We start from the raw sequence: 18,351 nt of genomic DNA, 5'->3' as shown, positions 1-18,351 counted from the left end.
ACCCGCCACCGACTTCGACACTGCACGGCACGGCACGGCACGGCACGGCACGGCACGTATGGTGTCGACTCGACGTACTCGACACGTCCATGCGACACCACAACGCGGTTCGCATGACGTGTCGTCCACAACCCCACCGGTCGACTCACCACCGCGGCCATCCTCCGTGCCACGGTGCGGCGATGACACCTCGGTTCACCCTCGCGGTCGGCACGGTCCACGAGACACTCACGGCCCAGGACGGTGTGATCTCCCGCCGCCAGCTCGTCGCCGCCGGAGCGAGGCACCATGACCTGGAGCGTCTGCTGCGTCGCCGGGAACTGCGGCGCATTCATCGCGGTGTGTTCGCCGATCACACCGGGCCCCTGACTCAACGTCAGCGTGAGTGGGTGGCGGTCCTCGCCGCCTGGCCAGCCGCCCTGGCCGGAGAATCCGCGCTTCCCAGTCCAGCGCCGGGTCGGGTCCACATCGCAATCGAACGTGGCCGGAGGGTGCGCGTGCCCGAGTGGGTCGATGTCTCGTGCCGGAGTCAGCTGAGCGAGCAGGTGCAGTGGCAGCGATCGCCTCCGCGGCAGCGTGTCGAGCATGCTGTGCTGGATGTCGTCGCGAGCCATTGTCGCGGTGGTGATGTCGCTGCGGCGTTCGCGGTGCTCGCGCAGGTGATCCAGTCCCGTCACACCACGGTCGAGCGCATCCTCGACGCACTGGGCAAGCGGCAGCGCATGACCGGGCGCCGGCTCATCGCGGCGATGCTGGCCGACGTACGCGACGGTGTCTGCTCAGTGCTGGAGCGTGGCTACCGGGATCTCGAGCGCGCGCACGGTCTTCCCCGAGCGCGGCGCCAGCACGCCAGCGAGGCAACCGGCAGGCGCACCCATCAGGACGTCGCTTACGCAGAGTATGGCCTCGTGGTCGAGCTCGACGGCTACGTTTTCCACTCGTCCTCGGTCAGTCGCGACCACGACGCAGCACGCGATCTGGCCGAACTCGCCGCCGCTGGTACCGCCACCGCGCGGTTGACGTTCGGCCTGGTGTTCCGGACCCCGTGCCGCACTGCCACGTGGGTCGCGGAGGTCCTGCGGCGCGGCGGGTGGAAGGGTTCTCTGCGCAAGTGCCCACACTGCCGGTGATCCTCTGCCGAACTGGTGTCCGTTTGACGCGCACGACACGTCAGGAGCACATCACAGCGGTACCCGTGCCGCCCAGACGTCCCGCTCAGGCATGCTGCGCGACGAGCCTCCACAAGTCGGCGTACGCCTGCGCCACGTGGTGCCGGGGCGCGAACGTCGCCACCGGAGCGCGCTCGTCACCCATCCGCTCCACCACCACGCTGGCCGGAACGATCACATCGACGATCTCGGAGTGCTCGGCGGGAAGCTCCTCGGCGGCCCGGCGGTGGGTGAGTTTGCGCCGGTCGACCATGGAGAGGAACGCCAGGATCGGAGCCGGCTTCGCGGAGTCTGCCACCAGTTCGCGCACCTGCTCCAGCGAGCGCAGCGACAGCGCTGCGGGAGGCACAGGCGTCACGATCACGTCAGCCGAGCGCACCGCATTCTCGGCCACCAGCGAGGCGCCGGGCGGGCAATCCAGGATGACGGTGTCGTAGCTACCGGCAGCATCCTTGAGCACCTTCTGCAGCCGCCGACGGGACCCCTTCGCGGCGTCAAGCCTCACCTCGAGCTCGCGGTAGGAGTCATCAGCGGGGACGACGTCGATCCGGTGATGACCGTCGACGCTGGGCAGATCGGCCTTGCGAGCCACCTCCGAGATCCCGTTGCTCCCCGTCAGGAGCTTCGCGACCCCGCCCTTGAGCTTGGGCTTCACGCCGGTCAGGTACGTGCTTGCTCCCTGAGCGTCAAGATCCCACAGCAGCACCCGGCCGGACTTACTTGCCTCCCAGGCCAGGTTGAGCGCTGCCGACGTCTTTCCCGCTCCACCTTTGGTGGAGTACACCGCGACGACCTTCATGCACTCACCCTAGAAGCACGTCGATCACGCTGTCACTGCCGACCCCGCGGCGATCAGGGTCGAGCTAGATGAACGTTCGCTGAACGACCAGCGACACTTCGCTCCACCGTCTGCCCCTGTCACCGCCCTCGCCTACCGTGGTGCCGAGAGAGACAGGAGCACCGCATGACCCAGATCATCGCCCACCGGGGCAACTCGTCCGTGGCACCGGAGAACACCCTGCCCGCGTTCGCCGCTGCCGCGCTCGCGGGCGCCCACATGATCGAGATCGACGTCCAGGTGGCCGTCGACGGCTCGGCCGTGGTCATCCACGACGCCAGTGTCGATCGCACCACCGACGGCGCCGGGATCGTCGCAGAGATGCGCGCCATGGATGTGCGCCACCTCGATGCAGGCGAGTGGTTCGACCCTGCCTACGAGGGCACGGCGCTGCCGTTCTTCGGGGATATCGTCTCCCTGCTGCTGCGGTACCCCGAGCTCGAACTGCTGCTGGAACTCAAGGGATCCTGGCCCGCAGAGCCGACACAAGCGCTGCTGGCACAGATTGAGGAAGCCGGTCTCACCGATCGGGTGCTCGCGCAGTCCTTCGAGGTGGAGATGCTGCGCACCCTGCAAACCCTGGCGCCCGCCATGCGCCGGGCCCTGCTGGTCCAGGAGGCAGACACCCAGGCACTGGCGACCTGCGCCGAGCTGGGCGCCGTCGCGTGCAACCCGTCCTCCGCAAGTGTGATCGCCGACCCGTCGGCCGCCACCCGCGTGCACGAGGCGGGAATGCAGATCTATACGTGGACCTCCAGCGAGGCAGCCGAGTGGGCACCGTTGGTGGCAGCAGGAGTGGACGGCATCATCACCGACCGGCCGGATCGGCTCGCCGGATGGCTCGCCGCCAGCCAGGCCTCCTGACAGCCACACTCGACAACGGACGCAATTCCCCCTTCACGCGCCGCATCGGTCGGAACGTTCGACGCCCATCCTGTCCATCGATCAGGAATCGAGAAGTGCACGGCCCCGACCTCCGCCTACGGTGATGGCACCAGCGCAGACGAAGGGATCGGCGATGTCCACATCCGCCAAGAAGAGCACGGCCCCAGCCGACGGATTCTCCGAGCAGGAGCGGGAGGCGATCAAGCAACGCGCCGCCGAACTCAAGACTCAGGCGCGGCGCGGCAGCCGCGCCGAGAAGGCCGAGGCCAAGGCAGCAGCCGACGAGGCCGATGTGCTCGCGAAGATCGCGGAGATGCCTGACGGGGATCGCCAGCTCGCCGAGCGGGTGCACGCGATCGTCGCAACCGCAGCGCCGGAGCTGGCACCCAAGCTCTACTACGGGCAGCCCGGCTATGCCCGCAACGGCAAGGTGGTCTGCTTCTTCCGCAGCGGCCAGATGGACAAGGAGCGCTACTCCACCTTCGGCGTCAGCACGCTCGCGAACCTCGACGAAAACTCCGGACTGTGGCCGACGGCCTATGCCCTCACCGAACCCACCGAAGCGGCGTGGGAGCAGCTCGCCACTCTGGTCGAGCGCGCGGTGAGCTGACGCTCACATTCCGCGCACCGAACGCTGAGCTCTTCGGCGAATCGGCCCGGGACGCCGATCAACTCAGCGTTCGGCTCAGGTGGTGGCGGGTTCGGGATGGTGGGGACGGGGAGATGAGGACGGGAAGGCAAGAAACGCCATCAGACCCCGGCCCCCGCGAGCGCCACCGCGGTACTGATCGCCGCCACTGTCGCCTCATAGCCGACGTCCTGCCTCGAGCCGGGCAGCCCGGCCCGGTCGCGCGCCTGCGCTTCGTCCGAGCACGTCAGCACCCCGAACCCGACCGGGACGCCGGTGGACGTGGCCACCTGGGTGAGCCCCGCCGTCACCCCGTGGCACACGTACTCGAAATGTGCGGTGGTGCCCTGCAGCACCATCCCCAGGGCCACCACGGCATCGAACCCTCCCCGCGCCAGCCGGCCGGCAGCCACGGGCAGTTCGAAGCTGCCTGGCACCCGCACCACCTGCGGTTCCTCGATGCCCGCGTCCGCGAGCGCCCGTAACGCCCCATCGAGCAGGCCGGTGGTGATCTCCTCGTGCCAGCGGGCTGCCACGACGGCGACCCTCAGGTGGGGTACGTGCGGCACCTGGATCTGTGGTCCGGTGTGGGGGGCGTGGGTACTCATACGGGTGTCCTCTCATGGGTGGCGGGATCGTCGGAGGTGATCCTGGAAGCGGCCGAGTCGATGGGGTCGGCAACATCTGGAAGCCAGGGCAGCACGTGCCCCATCCGCTCGGACTTGGTCCGTAGGTAGGCGAGGTTGTCGGCGCCGACCGGTGCCGGCGCCGGCTCGTGGCCGCGTACCGTCACGCCGCCGAGCGCGAGCGCCGCCGATTTGGCCGGGTTGTTCGACTTCAGGCGCACGTTCCGGGCGCCGAGATCGAGCAGGATGGCGGCGGCCGCCGCATAGTCACGGGCGTCGGCGGGCAGGCCCTGGTCGAGATTCGCCTCGACCGTGTCGCGCCCCTGCTCCTGCAGTGCGTAGGCACGGACCTTCGCGCTGAGCCCGGTGCCGCGTCCCTCGTGGCCACGCAGGTACACGACCGCGCCTCGCCCACGGGCTGCCACGGCCGCGAGCGCATCGTCGAGCTGGGGGCCGCAGTCGCAGCGCAACGATCCGAACGCCTCACCGGTCAGGCATTCCGAGTGCACCCGCACCAACACGTCCTCCTCGCCTGCGAAGCGGTCGGAAGAGTCAAGCCCGTGGCACAGGGCCACGTGCTCGGTACCCGCGGGATCGGTGAAGACGACAGCCCGGAACGCGCCGGCCGCCGTGGGCAGCATGGCTGCCGCCGCACGATGCACCTGGGCCGTCGCACGATGCGCCTGGGTGGCTCCACGCTGCACCTGGGTGGACCGCGCTCCGGGCTCGCGCCGGCGATAGGCGACGAGCTCGGCCACACTCACCACCGGCAGATCGTGAGCTGCGGCCAGCTCGCGCAGCTGCTCGCCACGGGAACAAACGCCGTCGGGGGTGAGGATCTCGCAGATCACGGCGGCGGGCGCGCGTCCGGCGAGGCGTGCCAGGTCCACACCCGCCTCGGTATGCCCGACCCGGCCGAGCACACCGTCAGGGTCGGCCACCAGCGGAAAGACGTGCCCCGGCCGGGCCAGGTCGTCGGTCGCGGTGGTCGGGTCGGCGAGCAAGGCTATCGTGCGGGCGCGATCGGCGGCACTGATGCCGGTGGTGATACCCGAGACGGCGTCCACGGAGACGGTGAACGCCGTCCCATGCGCCTCGGTGTTGCGGCGGGTCATCGGCGCCAGTTCCAACCGCTGGGCGGTCTCGGCAGTGATCGGCGCGCAGATCAGTCCGCGCCCGTGGGTGGCCATGAACGCGACGATCTCTGGCGTGATCGCATCGGCGGCGGCCACCAGATCACCCTCGTTCTCGCGGTCAGCATCGTCGGTGACGATCACCATCCGCCCAGCGGCGATCGCCGCGATCGCGTTCTCGACCTCACGCATGAGCGGACTCCCCGGCAGCGAGCAGACGTTCCACCTGTTTGGCGAGCACGTCCACCTCGAGGTTCACCCGGTCCGGTGGGGTGCGATGCCCGAGGGTGGTGGCCTCGAGGGTCGCGGGGATGAGGCCGACAGTCACCAGGCAGCCATCATCGATGTCGGCGAGCTCGGCAACGGTGAGGGAGACGCCGTCGATCGCGATCGATCCCTGCGCCACCACGTAGCGCGCCAGGTGCGCGGGCACGGCGATGGTGAGGCGGTCAGCCAGGTCGCCGGCGGTGCGCCCCACCACGGTGCCCACGGCGTCGATGTGGCCGGTCACCACGTGGCCGCCGAAGCGCCCGTTCGCTGCGAGCGCCGGCTCGAGATTCACCCTGTCTCCGGGTTCGCGCTGGCCGAGAGTGGTGCGTCCGAGCGTGGCGGGCATGAGGTCGGCCGTGAACTCCACGACGGCGTCCCTTCCGAGCTCCTGTGCGGCACCATCCACTGTGGTCAGGGTGGCAACGGTCACGCAGACCCCGTCGACGGCGATCGAGTCACCGAGGGCGACGTCGTGGGGTAGCCGGCCCTGCACGTGCAGCCGGGCCCCTCCCGGCGCAGGTTCGAGGGCGGTGACGGTGCCGAGGTCGGTGACGATTCCGGTGAACATGGTCTCTCCTTGGTGATCGAGGCCGTTGGCATAGTGGGCGGCGGGCACGGAGTCCGCTCAACGGTCCGTTCGGCGGGTCGGGCGGGCGATGAGTCGGATGTCGGGGCCGAGGGTGGTGACGTCGATCGGCTCGAGGCGGTGGGTGCCGGCGATCGTGGCCACACCGGCGTCGGCGAGGGCTGCCGGGCCGGCGCCAAGGAGTGCGGGAGCGAGGTAGGCGACGACGCGATCGACGAGACCGGCGGCGAGGAACGAGCCGGCCAGGCTCGGGCCACCCTCAAGGAGGATCGATCGGACGTCGCGGGCGTAGAGGGTGGCGAGCACCGAGTCCAGGTCGAGACCGCCTGCCTCCTTCATCGCCTTGGGCACGCGCGCGATCTGCACGCGGTCCGGGGCATCGGGTTCGGGTGCATCCGTGCCAAGCACCAGCAGCGTCGGCGCTGCGGCGTCCAGCACCCGGGAACCGGGAGCCGTGGTACCGCTCGGGTCGAGGATCACCCGGAGCGGCTGGCGTCCGTCCTGCGGCGCCGGCCGGACGGTCAGTTGCGGGTCGTCCGTGCGCTGGGTGCCTGCCCCGATGAGCACCGCGTCGACGCTGTCACGCAGCTGGTGCACGTCAGCCCGGACCTCGTCTCCGGTGATCCACCTGCTAGTGCCGTCGGCGGCCGCGGACCGGCCGTCGAGGGTGGCGGCGAATTTCCAGGTGACGTGCGGGCGGGAGGTGCGCTGCGCCGTCAGCCAGGGTTCGTTGACGAAGGCGGCTGACTGCGTGAACTCGGCGGGCACGAGGTCGCTGCCGGGGCCGTGCACCTCCACGCCTGCCTGTTGCAGCACCTCTCCCCCACCCTCGTGCAGCGGATCGGCGACGGCATAGACCACACGCGAGATCCCAGCCTTGAGCAGGGCTTGCGTGCATGGGCCCGTGCGGCCGGTGTGGGGGCACGGCTCGAGAGTGACGACAGCGGTCCCGCCCGCGGCGCTGGAAGGGGTGCGGGCGCCGTCCAGCGCAACAACCTCGGCATGCGGGCCACCGGGGCGGGCGTGCCAGCCCTCGCCGGCCATGTGACCCTCAGCGTCGAGGATCACGCATCCCACGGCAGGGTTCGGGCTGACCCGGCCGAGACCGCGGGCGCTCAGCTCGACGGCGCGCTCAAGGGCGGCGACCACACGATCATGGTCACCGGAGCGGGCATCGTGGGCTCCGCCGTCGGGGTGGGCCACCGGGTTCCTCCTGCGCTAGGGCGCAGCCCGGGGCCGGCGACGACGAACGGCTCCCCACGCGGACCTACTCCGGCGCAAGAGCCGACCACCGCGCGCGCACTTCCTCCCATCCGGACTTTCACCGTCGGTCCAGGAGTTTCACCTGGTCAACCGGCCGCTGGCTGCGGCCGGGTCGCGGACTGTAACCGCCGGTTCGGAATTACACCGACCCCGGAGTGCGCGAACTTCAGTTCGACCTGTTCAGTGTGGCATAGCGTGTGGCCGGGCAGTGAGTGAGCGTCCCCACTGCCCATCTCGTGAGAGTCTCCGGACGGTGGCGGGCGGATCTACTGCTGCATGACCCAGAGCCCGAGCGGTTCGTGGTCGTCGTCCTGGCCCCGGATCGCTCGCAGGTTCTGGGCGACGAAGCCGGCCACTGCCCGTGCTCCGGCGAGTCCGAAGTGGGTCGTGTCGCGGGCTTCCTCCGGGCTTCGGTCCGGCTTGCCGTGCGGGAACAGCAGCGGGCCCGCCTCGGTACCGAGCCACTCGTAGAGCCACCGGGTGAAGGCGGTGAGCTCGATCACCGGGACGTCCAGGCGGCGTCCGAGGCGGCGCACGGCCCGCGGGTAGGAGCCGTGGGAGACGCTCACCGCTCCCCCGTCATCGCGCAGCAGCCGTTCCACTGACGTCGCCAGCACCGGCGACCCGCCACGTTCGCGCACCTCGGCGACGAACCGTCCAAGATTCTCGGTGTAGCGCCCATCGGCTTCGAGATCGGCGTCCTTCTGATCGTTGTGCCCGAACTGGATCACGACGACGTCCCCCACCTCGACCGCGTCGATGGTCGCCTGCCAGTTCCCCTGCGCCACGAAGGAATCGGTCGTGGCGCCGCCGAATGCACGGTTGACGACCGGCTCGTCGACGAACTCCTGGAGCACTCCGCCCCAGCCGATCACACCAGACCCGTCGAGCGGGCCGGGTGCCACCGTGGAGTCACCTGCGAGATGGATGGTCATACATGCTCCGTTCCGCCCACCCACGCCTGACCCGTCATCGGGTCAGGGCTTGCCGTTGAATGGATTCACAGTAGAAGGGGCCAAGACGGTGGTCAAGGTGCTCCCCGCACCTCAGCGCAAGGCGGGCGTCTCCACGATCTCGGCCACCGCCGTCAGGGTCCGCCGCAGTTCCTGCGCCTTCTCGAGTCCGAGCGCCCCGAAGAGCGCGTCGGCGAGGCGAATGCGCACGGCCTCGACCTGTTCCAGCACGGCCTGCCCGCTCGGGGAGACGTGGACGAGGCCGAGTTCTCCGCTGGGATCGGACTCGTGCGAGTGCCGCCCGATGAGCCCACGCTCGGCGAGCCCATCCACGGTGGCTTCCGCTGCCTCGGGTACCTGACCGATGGTGCTGGCAATCGCCCGGTGGTGCTCCGCCCCCGCTGCGACCGCTGCGAGCACTTGCACCTCGCCGGCGCGCAGCCCGGTGGCGGACTCGATCGCCCGCGCGAGCTGCGACCCGGCATCGCCGATGCGACTGAGTTCGTCAGCCAGGGAGAGGATCTCGTTCACCCCCGCAACCGGGGCCGCGTCACGGACGTTCACCACGGATAGTGCAGTGCTGGCGTCGGCGCTGATGTCTCGGACGTCGTCGATCATGCTCACACCCTCTCAACGCCTCGGGCCGCTGGGGAGTTCCCCGGCGGCCCGAGGCGTCGCCTCTCAGGCGTTGGCCGGTTCCGGTTCCCGGTCGGACACGGCCTCGTCGGCGAAGAGGTTCTCGGCGTTGCCGGCGCGATAGCGATCCTCGTCGAGGATGCCCTCCCGCTTGGCCACGATCGTGGGCACCAGCGCCTGGCCGGCCACGTTCACGGCCGTGCGCCCCATGTCCAGGATGGGATCGACGGCGAGCAGCAGACCCACACCCTCCAGCGGCAGCCCGAGGGTGGACAGGGTCAGGGTGAGCATCACCAGCGCCCCGGTGAGTCCCGCTGTCGCGGCAGATCCGACCACGGAGACGAAGGCGATGAGCAGGTAATCGGTGACCGACAGGTCGATGCCGTAGAACTGGGCGACGAAGATCGCAGCGATCGCCGGGTAGATCGCGGCGCAGCCGTCCATCTTCGTGGTCGCCCCCAGCGGCACGGCGAACGAGGCGTACTCGCGCGGGACTCCGAGGTTGCGCTCGGTCACCCGCTCGGTCACCGGCAGGGTGCCGATCGAGGAGCGGGAGACGAAGCCGAGCTGAATGGCCGGCCACGCGCCCTTGTAGTACGGCAGCGCTGGCAGCCCGTTGACCCGCAGCAGCACGGGATAGAGCACGAACAGCACGATGGCCAGACCGATGTAGATCGCGACGGCGAAGGTCGCCAACGGCGCGAACAGCTCCGTCCCATAGGTGGCCACCGCCCGCCCGATGAGACCGAGCGTGCCGATCGGTGCGAGGCGGATGATCCACCACAGCACCTTCTGGATGACCGCGAGAGCGGAGGCGTTGAAGCTGAGGAAGGCGTCAGCCTTCTGGCCGGAACGCAGAGCCGCGATCCCCACGACGAGGGCGATCACCACGATCTGCAGCACGTTGAAGTTCAGCGAGACCGAGTCTCCACGCAGCCCGGCGTCGAGCCCGAGGACGTTGCTGGGGATCAGGCCGGTGAGGAAGTCGACCCAGCTACCCGTGCGGCTGGGCGCCTCGGCGAGGTCGGCGCTGATCGAGGTGTTCTCACCGGGCCGGGTGATGAGGCCGAGCGCCATACCGATGGCCACGGAGATACCCGCGGTGATAGCGAACCACAGCAGGGTCTGACCGGCGAGCCGCGCCGCGTTGGAGACCTTCCGGAGGTTCGCGATCGAGGCAACGATCGCCAGGAAGACCAGCGGGGGGACGATCGCGCGCAGGAGGGTCACGAAGGACCCGCCGATCGTGGCGAGGGTCTCGGTGAGCCAGTTCGGGTTCTCGTCGGCCCCGACGGTACCCATCTGCAGGGCGACCCATCCGAGCACGGCGCCGAGGACCAGGCCGAGGATGATCTGGACGCTGAACGAGGGAAGTCGCAATCGGGAGCGACGTGGAGCTTCAGAGGTGGTGCCGGTCGACACGGGTCAGGCCTTTCGCGCGGGGTAGGCGGATGCTCGGTGTGACCTCGCGATCGGGGCCAGATGGGGCGCCGTCGGGAGGGCACGGACGGCCACGCTGGTGCGTGAGCCGCAGAGCATCTTGCACAGGCGGGACGGCCAGAACGTGCGACGGGCCCGAGCCGTCCATGATGTGGACAGCCCGGGCCCGCAGTTCGGTCCGTGACGGCTCAGAGGGTGGCGGCGGTGGGGTCCCACTCGGCCGGGAGTGCGTCCGGGACGGTGACTGTGCTGCCCACCTCGACCGCGGTGCCGGAGGCCGCCGCCTCGTCGATGGAGATCATCACGTCGAGCACGTGGAAAGCGATCTCGCCGGATGCGCGCTCAGCCTCACCGGCGCGGATCGCACGTGCGAGCTCGACCACGCCAGTGCCGCGCGTGGTGGTCACCCCCGCGGAGGGAATCTCCTCGGCCTCGCCGACCCCGGGCGCCCAGAGCGTGGTGGCGCCTTCGAACTTGTTGGGGTCGGGCACCACGACCGAACCGGCTGAACCCGTGACCTCCAGCAACGTCCGCTTGATCTCGGACTCGAAGCTGAACACCGCCTGGGCCGCGGCACCGGACTCGAACTGGATGAGCGCGCCGTGGTGGGTGGGCACGTTCACCGGGAACTCGGTGCCCGCCTTCGGGCCGGCTCCGATCACCCGGGTGGCCTGCGCCGTCGAGGCGGTCGCACTGACCGAGGCGACCGGACCGAGTAGGTGAACCAGCGCCGTCAGGTAATACGGACCGATATCGAACAGCGGCCCGCCACCGACATCGAAGAGGAACTCCGGGCTCGGGTGCCAGGAATGCGGCCCAGGCGTCTGGAACAGAACCAGAGCATTCAGCGCAGTGCCGATCCGCCCGGCCCGCAACTCCCGGATCGTGGTCTGCAGACCCGAGCCGAGAACCGTGTCAGGCGCGCACGCGACCCGCAGGCCAGCAGCCTCGGCCGATTCCAGCAGCTGACGGCCCGAAGCCCGGTCCAACGCCAACGGCTTCTCGCTCCACTGGTGCTTACCAGCGGCGATGATCTGCTGACCCACCTCGGCATGCACCGCCGGGATGGTCAGGTTCACGACGATCTCGACCTCGTCCACGGCCAGCAGGTCGGCCACCGTGCCATGGCCCGGCACACCGAACTCCTCCGCCTTGGCCTGGGCGCGCTCGACGTCGAGGTCGGCGATGAAGAGCACCTCGAGGTCAGGAAAGGTCGTCAGGTTCGTCAGGTACTGGGTGCTGATCACGCCGGCGCCGATGACGCCGACTCCCACACGGCCGGGCATCAGGCGCGGTCCTTGAGGTAGGCGAAGCTGGCAGCGATGCCCTCGAAGACGTCGCCGTCATAGTCGTCGAACTCCACCACGCGGACGGCGTTCGGGGCTGCGGCCAGGATCGCCTCGACCGGGGCCTGGCCAGCACCGGCAGGCAGCTGTGCCTTGTTGTCACGCGTGAGCGGGCCGTCCTTGACGTGAATGTGCGTGACCTGCGACCCGAGCCGCTCCAGCAGCGCGGCGGCGGAGACGCCGCCTACCTCGGCCCAGTAAGTATCAACTTCGAGGATGACCCGCTCATCGAGCGCAGCGGCGAAGATCTCCAGCGCCGGAGTGCCCTCGATCTCAGCAACCTCCCACCAGTGGTTGTGGTACCCGATCCTCAAGCCCTGGTCCGCTCCCTGCACGGCGAGCTCGTTGAGACGAGCAGCCAAGCCCTCCACGGACTCGCGGGTCTCCCACTGCTCGGCCGGGATGGCCGGGTCGATGAGAGTGGACATCCCCAGGGTGCGGGCAGCCCCGAGAATGGCGGCGGGATCGTCGGCCGTGACGAGCTTGGCGTGCCCGGACGTCAGGCTCAACCCTGACTCGTCCTTGGCCTTCTGGAATTCCTCCACCCGATCAGCGAAGCCGAATGCCTCGGCTTCGGTGAAGCCGATGTCGGCGATCCGTCGCAGCGCGGCGGACATGTCAACCTTCATGGCTTCGCGGACGGAGTACAGCTGGACGGAGATCGGTGCTCCGGTCATGTGGGGGCTCTCCTCGATGAGTCAGCTCGATACAGGTGCAGCCGTCACGTTACTAGGAATGGCCGAAAAAACGAAACGTTTCGACTTCTACGTCGCACGCGGCGCGACAACCCCCATCAGGAGCCTGGGACCGGGAGCCCTTGAGCTCTCATCCGCCCGACGGGGCCGACCCTGGTGCCGCCACCATCCCCGCCGCCCCACCGCGAAGTCGGCGCACGTCAGCGACGATCGCGTCAGTCACGCGTGCACTATCAGCAGACCCGAAGGGAAGGTGCAACCTCGGAAGCAGCCCGATATACCTCCGTGAGGGAATGACCCGGGCCGCGCCGCCGTACAGATGGCGCGCGGGCCCAAACTGCGCTCGCAGCACACCCCCCGCCTCGTGCGAGGCGATCACCACCACCTCGGCCACACCGTCGAGCTCGGACATCAACCGGCCCACCTGGACCAGCGGCGTGGCGGTCGAACGCGCCATGCTGACCAGAACGGCAGCAGCCTGCCGCTCGGGAGACAGCAGCCATGTCACCAGGCCAGGAACCTGGTCTACCTCACTCACCCAGTGCTCACCCCTCATATCTGCTCATGACCCGGCAAGCAGCGATCCATGACGCGAAACCTGCTGTGATACGCCTCACACGACAAACATGACGGGTGTCATGGACGGGAGGTGACAGTGCGGCTGCGATCTCGTGCGGCGGCGCACTACCTCCAGCACAGCGACGGCGGGAACCTGGTCTAGTACCCGTTGCCGGCCGGAATCGCCCGGCCAATTGCCCAGAAGGAGCACCATCATGATCGAGTCGTTGCGTGAGTTCACCGAAGGACTTCCCCCGGTGATCCAGTGGCTGGGAGTAGTCCTCGCGAGCGCGATCCCGTTCGTGGAGTCCTACTTCGGCTCCGTCATCGGCGTGCTCGCCGGACTCAGCCCGTTCGTCGCGATCCCTGCGGCGATCGTGGGGAACGTCGCCTCGATGGTGATCCTCGTACTCGGCGCCTCCCGCGTGCGCAACGCCGCGACAAAGAACCGGCAGCCGGAGCACAGCCCGCGGCGTGAGCGGCTCAAGCGGATGTTCGACAGGTTCGGCGTCCCTGGCGTGAGCCTGCTGGGCCAGACCGTCTTGCCCAGCCAGATCACGTCGATGGCGATGGTCTCCTTCGGCGCATCTCGCAATGCCGTGATCGGCTGGCAGATCGCCTCGATCGCAATCTGGGGAGTCGCCTTCGGCACGCTCGCCGCGCTCGGAGTGAACACCCTCGCCACCCCTCAGTGATTGAGGCCAGAAATGGCCCCGGGCGGGCCGCGAACGGCCCGCCCGGGTTTGGAGCGCACGCACGTGCAGGCCCGGGGGAGAGACCGCAACGACTACGCTCACCATCTACGACACATCAGCGCAGGAATGCTCACGCGAGATCGCCTGTGATCTGCATCACAGGCGACGGAGATGGCTCCTCACCATCCGAACCACCCCGGGGCCGGAGTACAGCGATGCAGGATCACCCAACAACGCAGAAGGGCCGGAATCTCAATGATTCCGGCCCTTCTGTGTCGCTGTCTCAACGAGCGCGCCCGGAGGGACTCGAACCCCCAACCTTCTGATCCGTAGTCAGATGCTCTATCCATTAAGCTACGGGCGCTCATGGCTCAAGGCCGCGTGCCACTCTACCGGTCCCGGGCGCCGCTGACCAATCCAGCCGTTGTCGGACCGATCACACTGCACCACCGCACTCGCCTCCGCCCAGGGTCGCAGATCGCACCAGACCAGGGGTGGATCCCCACGATGAACCTCGATCCCAGGGGCCGATACCGCCACCGTGAGACCGGCGCCAGAGTGAGGACATGACCACACGCACCCCTCTCACCGCCCACCATCTGGTGAAGACCTACGGCACCGACGGCGTCACCACCACGGCGCTCGCCGGCGTCGACCTGACCATCGCCCCAGGTGAGTCGGTCGCCGTCATGGGCCCCTCCGGCTCCGGCAAGACGACGCTCCTGCACTGCCTCGCCGGTGTGCTCACGCCGACCCAGGGCGAGGTGCTCTGGGCGGGCCAGAACCTGGCCTCGCTCTCCGACGCCGCCCGCACCGCCCTGCGCCGCACCGACTTCGGGTTCGTCTTCCAATCCGGGCAGCTGCTTCCGGAGCTCCCGGCCGAGGAGAACGCGGCCCTGCCGCTGATGCTCGGCGGCGTCCCACGCGCTTCTGCGGTCCAGACCGCACAGCGCTGGCTGGAGTTCCTTGGCCTCGCCGGAATGGCGAACCGACGCCCGGGCGAACTCTCGGGCGGCCAGGCCCAACGCGTCGCGATCGCGCGCGCGTTGGTGGGCTCGCCGGGTGTGGTGTTCGCCGACGAACCCACCGGCGCACTCGACCAGCAGACCGGAGCCGAGGTGCTGCGAGTGCTCACCGACGCCACCCGCGCCACCGGGGCGGCGCTGGTGATCGTCACCCATGATCCGCAGGTGGCCCGCTGGTGCGAGCGCACCGTTCAGATGCAGGACGGTCGGATCGTGGCCGAGCACCGGCGCGAAGCGTCATCCCCCGACGACGTCCGGGCCACCCGATGAAGGCGGCAGTCGACCTGTGGTTGCTGCTACGCCGGCGCACCGCCGGGAGCGGCGATCCGCAGCGCCTCACCACGGCACTGGCCGTGCTGGCGTTCGCTGTCACGACGGCAGTCACCGGAGTCGTGCTCGGGGGCCTCCTGGCATTCGTCGAACGTGGGCAGGCACCGGGGGCAGCGGACGAGGCCGGCTTCTACATCACGCTGGCCGGGACCGCCTCGGCGCTGCTGATGGTCCCGCTGATCACACTCGGTGGCGCCGCGGCCCGGCTCGCCGTCGCACGGCGGGACGAACGATTGGCCGCCCTGCGTCTCGCGGGCGCCACCACCGGGCAGGTATCCCTGTTGACGATCCTCGATGCGACGGGCCAGGCGCTGACCGGAGCTCTCCTCGGAACCGCCGGGACATTCGCGCTGATCCCGCTGGTGCTGCAGATCTCGTTCCAAGGCGTGCCGTTCAGCTACGGCGAGCTCGTCGCCCCGTGGTGGGTCTATGTGGCGATCGTCGCTGTGGTGACTCTGGTGGCGCTGTTCTCTGCGGGCGGGAGCCTGCGGAAGGTCGCGATCACACCGCTCGGCGTGGCCGCACGGACGTCGCCCAGTCCGCTGCACTGGTCACGCGTGCTCCCCATGGTCGCGTTCGGCGGTGCGTTCGCCGTTCTCCTGAACAGCGGCCAGGCGGGTCTCGGTGTGCTGGTGGTCCTTGTTGTCGGCGGGTTCGCGATGATGAACGCACTCGGGCCGTGGGTCATGGGTCTGATCGGCCGATTCGCTGCATGGCGGGCCCGCACGCCCGCCACGTTGATCGCGGCTCGGCGCATCATCGACTCCCCGCGCACAGCGTGGCGCAGCGTCGGGGGCGTCGCGCTGGCGACGTTCATCGCTGGAATGACGGCCGCCATCGCGATGTTCAGTGGCGATCAGGGCGACCAGATGGCCCGCGACATGTCGACCGGGGGCTTCCTGACGCTCGCGATCGCGGGCGTGGTCGCGGCCGTCTCAACCGGGGTGATGCAGGCGGGCCGGGTGATCGACCAGGCCGGGGAGTACCGGGCGCTGCGACTGGCGGGCACGGATCGGCGCGTGCTCGACGCCGCCCGCCTGCAGGAGACTCTCGTGCCACTGGCGGTTGCCGTGGGACTGGCCACCGCCTCCGCGCTGCTGTTCATGGTCCCGGCACTCGGTTTCGCCTTCGTCACCGCCGCACCGGTGCTCATCCAGTTCGCGCTGAGCGTCGCCGGGGCATGCACCCTGGTGCTGCTCGGTGTACTCGCCTCCGGCCGGGTGGTGCGGACCGTACTCACCTGACCTGCCCGCGTCCGCCCGGTCAGCGGGCAGCAAACCGCCGGGCTAGTGCCGCGCACACCACGAGCTGCAGCTGGTGGAAGATGATCACCGGCACCGCGATCGTTGCGGCCGTCGCGGCAGGGAACAGCACCAGCGCCATCGGCAACCCGGTGGCCAGAGACTTCTTCGACCCGCACATGAGCAGCGCGATGCGGTCCTCGACATCCAACCCGAGGCCCTGACCGCCCCACCAGGTCGCGGCGAGCACCGCCGTCAGGAGGAAGGCGCTGACGGCGAGCAGCACCACCAGGGTGAGGGGCGTGACCTGGCCCCAGACGCCGTCGGCCGTGGCATGGGCGACGGCTCCGAACACCAGCAGCACCACAGTGCCCCGGTCGAGCACCTTGGTCAGGTGGGCGTGCGCCCGCACCCACTCCCCCACGAACGGCTGCAGCAGCTGGCCGATCACGAACGGCAGCAGCAACTGCAGCAGCACTGACTGCAGACCACCCCAGCCGGTCGCCCCAGAGGCGCCCATCAGCCACAGCACCAGCAGCGGGGTGAGCACCATCCCGACGACATTAGAGACCGTCGCCGCGCAGATCGCCCCGGCCACGTTCCCGCGCGCGACGGAGACGAAGGCGACCGAAGACTGCACCGTGGAGGGCAGCAGGCTCAGGTACAGCAGACCGGCGGCGAAGGCAGCCCCCACCAGCGGCTCGGTGGCCCAGCCGATCAGCACCCCCAGTGCCGGGAAGAGCAGGTACGTGGAAGCGAGGATGCCGCCCTGCAGCCGCCAGTTCCGCAGGCCCCCGAGCACCTCGGTGGTGCGCAAGCGCATGCCGTACACCAAGAACAACACGAAGATCGCCACATCGCCCACGGTCGTGACGCCATCGAGCACGGGCCCCGACAAGGGCAGCACCAAGCCCAGCACGAGCGCGGTCAGGATGAGGAGCACGAAGGGGTCGATCGCCGACCAGAGTCCGCGGAGCCGCTTCACGCGACCGCCTGGGAGTGAACGAACATGATCGCCACAGTAACCGGGCGAAGATGACGGGCGTGTGTCAGGACTTCTCGTCGCGCTCGGCCCACTCCAGCAACGGTTCGATCGTGTGGGCGACCTCGTCGATGCGGGCATGCAGGTCCCCGAGGCGGGCGAACCGGTCCGGCACGGTGGCGAGGGTCAGCTCTCGGGGGTCGACCTCGGCGATCTCGTCCCAGGCGATCGGAGTGGACACGGTGGCTTCGGGGTTGCCGCGTACCGAATAGGCGGCGGCCATCGTGTGGTCACGTGCGTTCTGGTTGTAGTCCACGAAGACGGACGCCGGGTCCCTGTCCTTGCGCCACCACTCGGTCGTGACGTCGTCGGGAGCACGCCGGGCGACCTCGCGCGCGAAGGCGAGAGCCGCCGTCCTGACCTCATCGAAGCCCCACCGGGGCTCGATCCGTACGTAGATGTGCAGGCCGGATCCGCCGGACGTCTTGGGGTAGCCGGTGATGCCGAGCTCGTCGAGGATCTCGTGGGCGACGTGAGCGACCCGGCGCACCCGGTCGAACGGGCAGTCCGGCATCGGATCGAGATCGATGCGCCACTCATCGGGTTCTTCCACATGCTCGCGGCGGGAGTTCCAGGGGTGGAACTCCACGGTGCCCATCTGCACCGCCCAGATCACGCTGGCAGGTTCGGTCACGCACAACTCGTCCGCCGTACGTTTGTACCGGGGGAAATACACCTGCACCGTCTCCACCCACGACGGCGCCCCTCGCGGCAGGCGCTTCTGGTGCACCTTCTCGCCGCTCACCCCGGTGGGGAACCGGTGCAGCATGCATGGCCGTTCGCGCAGCGCCCGGGTGATGCCGTCACCGACGGCGAGGTAGTAGTGGGCAAGGTCGAGTTTGGTCTCCCCGCGGGCGGGGAACATGACCCGGTCCGGGTGGGAGATGCGGATCGTGCGATCTCCGACAGTGAGTTCGGCGGCGTCATCGGCCATGACCTCAGCGTACGCACGCCATCCCGTCTTGAAAATCACTTTCAGGACAGGGAGAATA

The 18,351-nt window shown here is 69.2% G+C and carries 19 protein-coding genes, 1 tRNA gene and 1 riboswitch; of the genes, 6 read left to right on the top strand and 14 right to left on the bottom strand.

Annotated elements, in window-relative coordinates; all coding sequences use genetic code 11:
• Nucleotides 1–182: 182 nt before the first annotated feature.
• Nucleotides 183–1,130: a PDDEXK family nuclease gene (locus tag IM660_RS02695; protein WP_193497898.1), complete on the top strand. Its 948-nt coding sequence runs from the start codon at nt 183–185 to the stop codon at nt 1,128–1,130.
• 85 nt (nt 1,131–1,215) lie between these two features.
• Here IM660_RS02695 and IM660_RS02690 read toward each other — a convergent pair whose 3' ends face one another.
• Nucleotides 1,216–1,968: a ParA family protein gene (locus IM660_RS02690; protein ID WP_193497897.1), complete on the bottom strand. Its 753-nt coding sequence runs from the start codon at nt 1,966–1,968 to the stop codon at nt 1,216–1,218.
• A 165-nt stretch (nt 1,969–2,133) separates the two neighbouring features.
• Between IM660_RS02690 and IM660_RS02685 the strand changes: the two genes are divergently transcribed.
• Nucleotides 2,134–2,871, top strand: a complete 738-nt coding sequence (locus IM660_RS02685) for a glycerophosphodiester phosphodiesterase (protein WP_193497896.1) — start codon at nt 2,134–2,136, stop codon at nt 2,869–2,871.
• Between the two features lie 154 nt (nt 2,872–3,025).
• Nucleotides 3,026–3,502 (top strand): DUF1801 domain-containing protein, encoded by a 477-nt coding sequence (locus IM660_RS02680; RefSeq protein ID WP_193497895.1) that lies wholly within the window; start codon nt 3,026–3,028, stop codon nt 3,500–3,502.
• Nucleotides 3,503–3,642: 140 nt separating this feature from the next.
• Here the strand turns inward: IM660_RS02680 and ribH are convergent, their stop codons facing one another.
• The 10 genes from ribH to IM660_RS02630 all read right to left on the bottom strand — a co-directional run bounded on the left by ribH (nt 3,643) and on the right by IM660_RS02630 (nt 13,006).
• Nucleotides 3,643–4,128 (bottom strand): 6,7-dimethyl-8-ribityllumazine synthase, encoded by a 486-nt coding sequence (gene ribH / locus IM660_RS02675; RefSeq protein ID WP_193497894.1) that lies wholly within the window; start codon nt 4,126–4,128, stop codon nt 3,643–3,645.
• Nucleotides 4,125–5,471 carry a 3,4-dihydroxy-2-butanone-4-phosphate synthase gene (gene ribB / locus IM660_RS02670; protein WP_193497893.1) on the bottom strand — a complete coding sequence of 449 codons (1,347 nt, stop codon included), beginning with the start codon at nt 5,469–5,471 and terminating at the stop codon, nt 4,125–4,127. The genes ribH and ribB overlap by 4 nt, the downstream gene beginning before the upstream one ends.
• On the bottom strand, nt 5,464–6,117 hold the full coding sequence (locus IM660_RS02665) for a riboflavin synthase (protein WP_193497892.1): 654 nt from the start codon (nt 6,115–6,117) through the stop codon (nt 5,464–5,466). The genes ribB and IM660_RS02665 overlap by 8 nt, the downstream gene beginning before the upstream one ends.
• A gap of 57 nt (nt 6,118–6,174) precedes the next feature.
• Nucleotides 6,175–7,338 carry a bifunctional diaminohydroxyphosphoribosylaminopyrimidine deaminase/5-amino-6-(5-phosphoribosylamino)uracil reductase RibD gene (ribD, locus tag IM660_RS02660; protein WP_246465098.1) on the bottom strand — a complete coding sequence of 388 codons (1,164 nt, stop codon included), beginning with the start codon at nt 7,336–7,338 and terminating at the stop codon, nt 6,175–6,177.
• 92 nt (nt 7,339–7,430) lie between these two features.
• Nucleotides 7,431–7,561, bottom strand: a riboswitch (FMN riboswitch).
• A 103-nt stretch (nt 7,562–7,664) separates the two neighbouring features.
• On the bottom strand, nt 7,665–8,333 hold the full coding sequence (locus tag IM660_RS02655; RefSeq protein WP_193497891.1) for a rhamnogalacturonan acetylesterase: 669 nt from the start codon (nt 8,331–8,333) through the stop codon (nt 7,665–7,667).
• Nucleotides 8,334–8,444: 111 nt separating this feature from the next.
• Nucleotides 8,445–8,969, bottom strand: coding sequence for a helix-turn-helix domain-containing protein (locus tag IM660_RS02650; RefSeq protein WP_193497890.1), 525 nt, complete (start codon nt 8,967–8,969; stop codon nt 8,445–8,447).
• Between the two features lie 63 nt (nt 8,970–9,032).
• Entirely contained in the window at nt 9,033–10,409 is a 1,377-nt protein-coding gene (locus IM660_RS02645; protein WP_193497889.1) for a dicarboxylate/amino acid:cation symporter, read from the bottom strand.
• A 206-nt stretch (nt 10,410–10,615) separates the two neighbouring features.
• Nucleotides 10,616–11,713, bottom strand: coding sequence for a Gfo/Idh/MocA family protein (locus IM660_RS02640; RefSeq protein ID WP_193497888.1), 1,098 nt, complete (start codon nt 11,711–11,713; stop codon nt 10,616–10,618).
• Entirely contained in the window at nt 11,713–12,450 is a 738-nt protein-coding gene (locus tag IM660_RS02635; RefSeq protein WP_193497887.1) for a sugar phosphate isomerase/epimerase family protein, read from the bottom strand. The genes IM660_RS02640 and IM660_RS02635 overlap by 1 nt, the downstream gene beginning before the upstream one ends.
• Nucleotides 12,451–12,598: 148 nt before the next feature.
• Nucleotides 12,599–13,006 (bottom strand): hypothetical protein, encoded by a 408-nt coding sequence (locus tag IM660_RS02630; protein WP_193497886.1) that lies wholly within the window; start codon nt 13,004–13,006, stop codon nt 12,599–12,601.
• A 235-nt stretch (nt 13,007–13,241) separates the two neighbouring features.
• On the opposite strand from IM660_RS02630, the gene IM660_RS02625 reads away from it, so the two are divergent.
• A complete protein-coding gene (locus tag IM660_RS02625) occupies nt 13,242–13,721 on the top strand; it encodes a hypothetical protein (protein WP_193497885.1) in 480 nt (159 codons plus the stop codon).
• Between the two features lie 291 nt (nt 13,722–14,012).
• Here IM660_RS02625 and IM660_RS02620 read toward each other — a convergent pair.
• Nucleotides 14,013–14,085: transfer RNA gene (locus tag IM660_RS02620), tRNA-Arg, on the bottom strand.
• A gap of 202 nt (nt 14,086–14,287) precedes the next feature.
• Between IM660_RS02620 and IM660_RS02615 the strand changes: the two genes are divergently transcribed.
• Both IM660_RS02615 and IM660_RS02610 read left to right on the top strand, forming a co-directional pair.
• Nucleotides 14,288–15,016 carry an ABC transporter ATP-binding protein gene (locus IM660_RS02615; RefSeq protein ID WP_193497884.1) on the top strand — a complete coding sequence of 243 codons (729 nt, stop codon included), beginning with the start codon at nt 14,288–14,290 and terminating at the stop codon, nt 15,014–15,016.
• On the top strand, nt 15,013–16,320 hold the full coding sequence (locus IM660_RS02610; protein ID WP_193497883.1) for an FtsX-like permease family protein: 1,308 nt from the start codon (nt 15,013–15,015) through the stop codon (nt 16,318–16,320). The genes IM660_RS02615 and IM660_RS02610 overlap by 4 nt, the downstream gene beginning before the upstream one ends.
• Nucleotides 16,321–16,339: 19 nt before the next feature.
• On the opposite strand, the gene IM660_RS02605 is transcribed toward IM660_RS02610, so the two are convergent.
• Both IM660_RS02605 and ligD read right to left on the bottom strand, forming a co-directional pair.
• Entirely contained in the window at nt 16,340–17,302 is a 963-nt protein-coding gene (locus IM660_RS02605) for a bile acid:sodium symporter family protein (RefSeq protein WP_246465097.1), read from the bottom strand.
• A gap of 64 nt (nt 17,303–17,366) precedes the next feature.
• Entirely contained in the window at nt 17,367–18,293 is a 927-nt protein-coding gene (ligD, locus tag IM660_RS02600) for a non-homologous end-joining DNA ligase (protein WP_193497881.1), read from the bottom strand.
• Between the last annotated feature and the right edge of the window lie 58 nt (nt 18,294–18,351).

It is taken from the genome of Ruania alkalisoli (genome assembly GCF_014960965.1).
Taxonomy (GTDB): Bacteria; Actinomycetota; Actinomycetes; order Actinomycetales; family Beutenbergiaceae; genus Ruania; species Ruania alkalisoli.
This window is presented reverse-complemented; position numbering and strand designations above follow the sequence as displayed.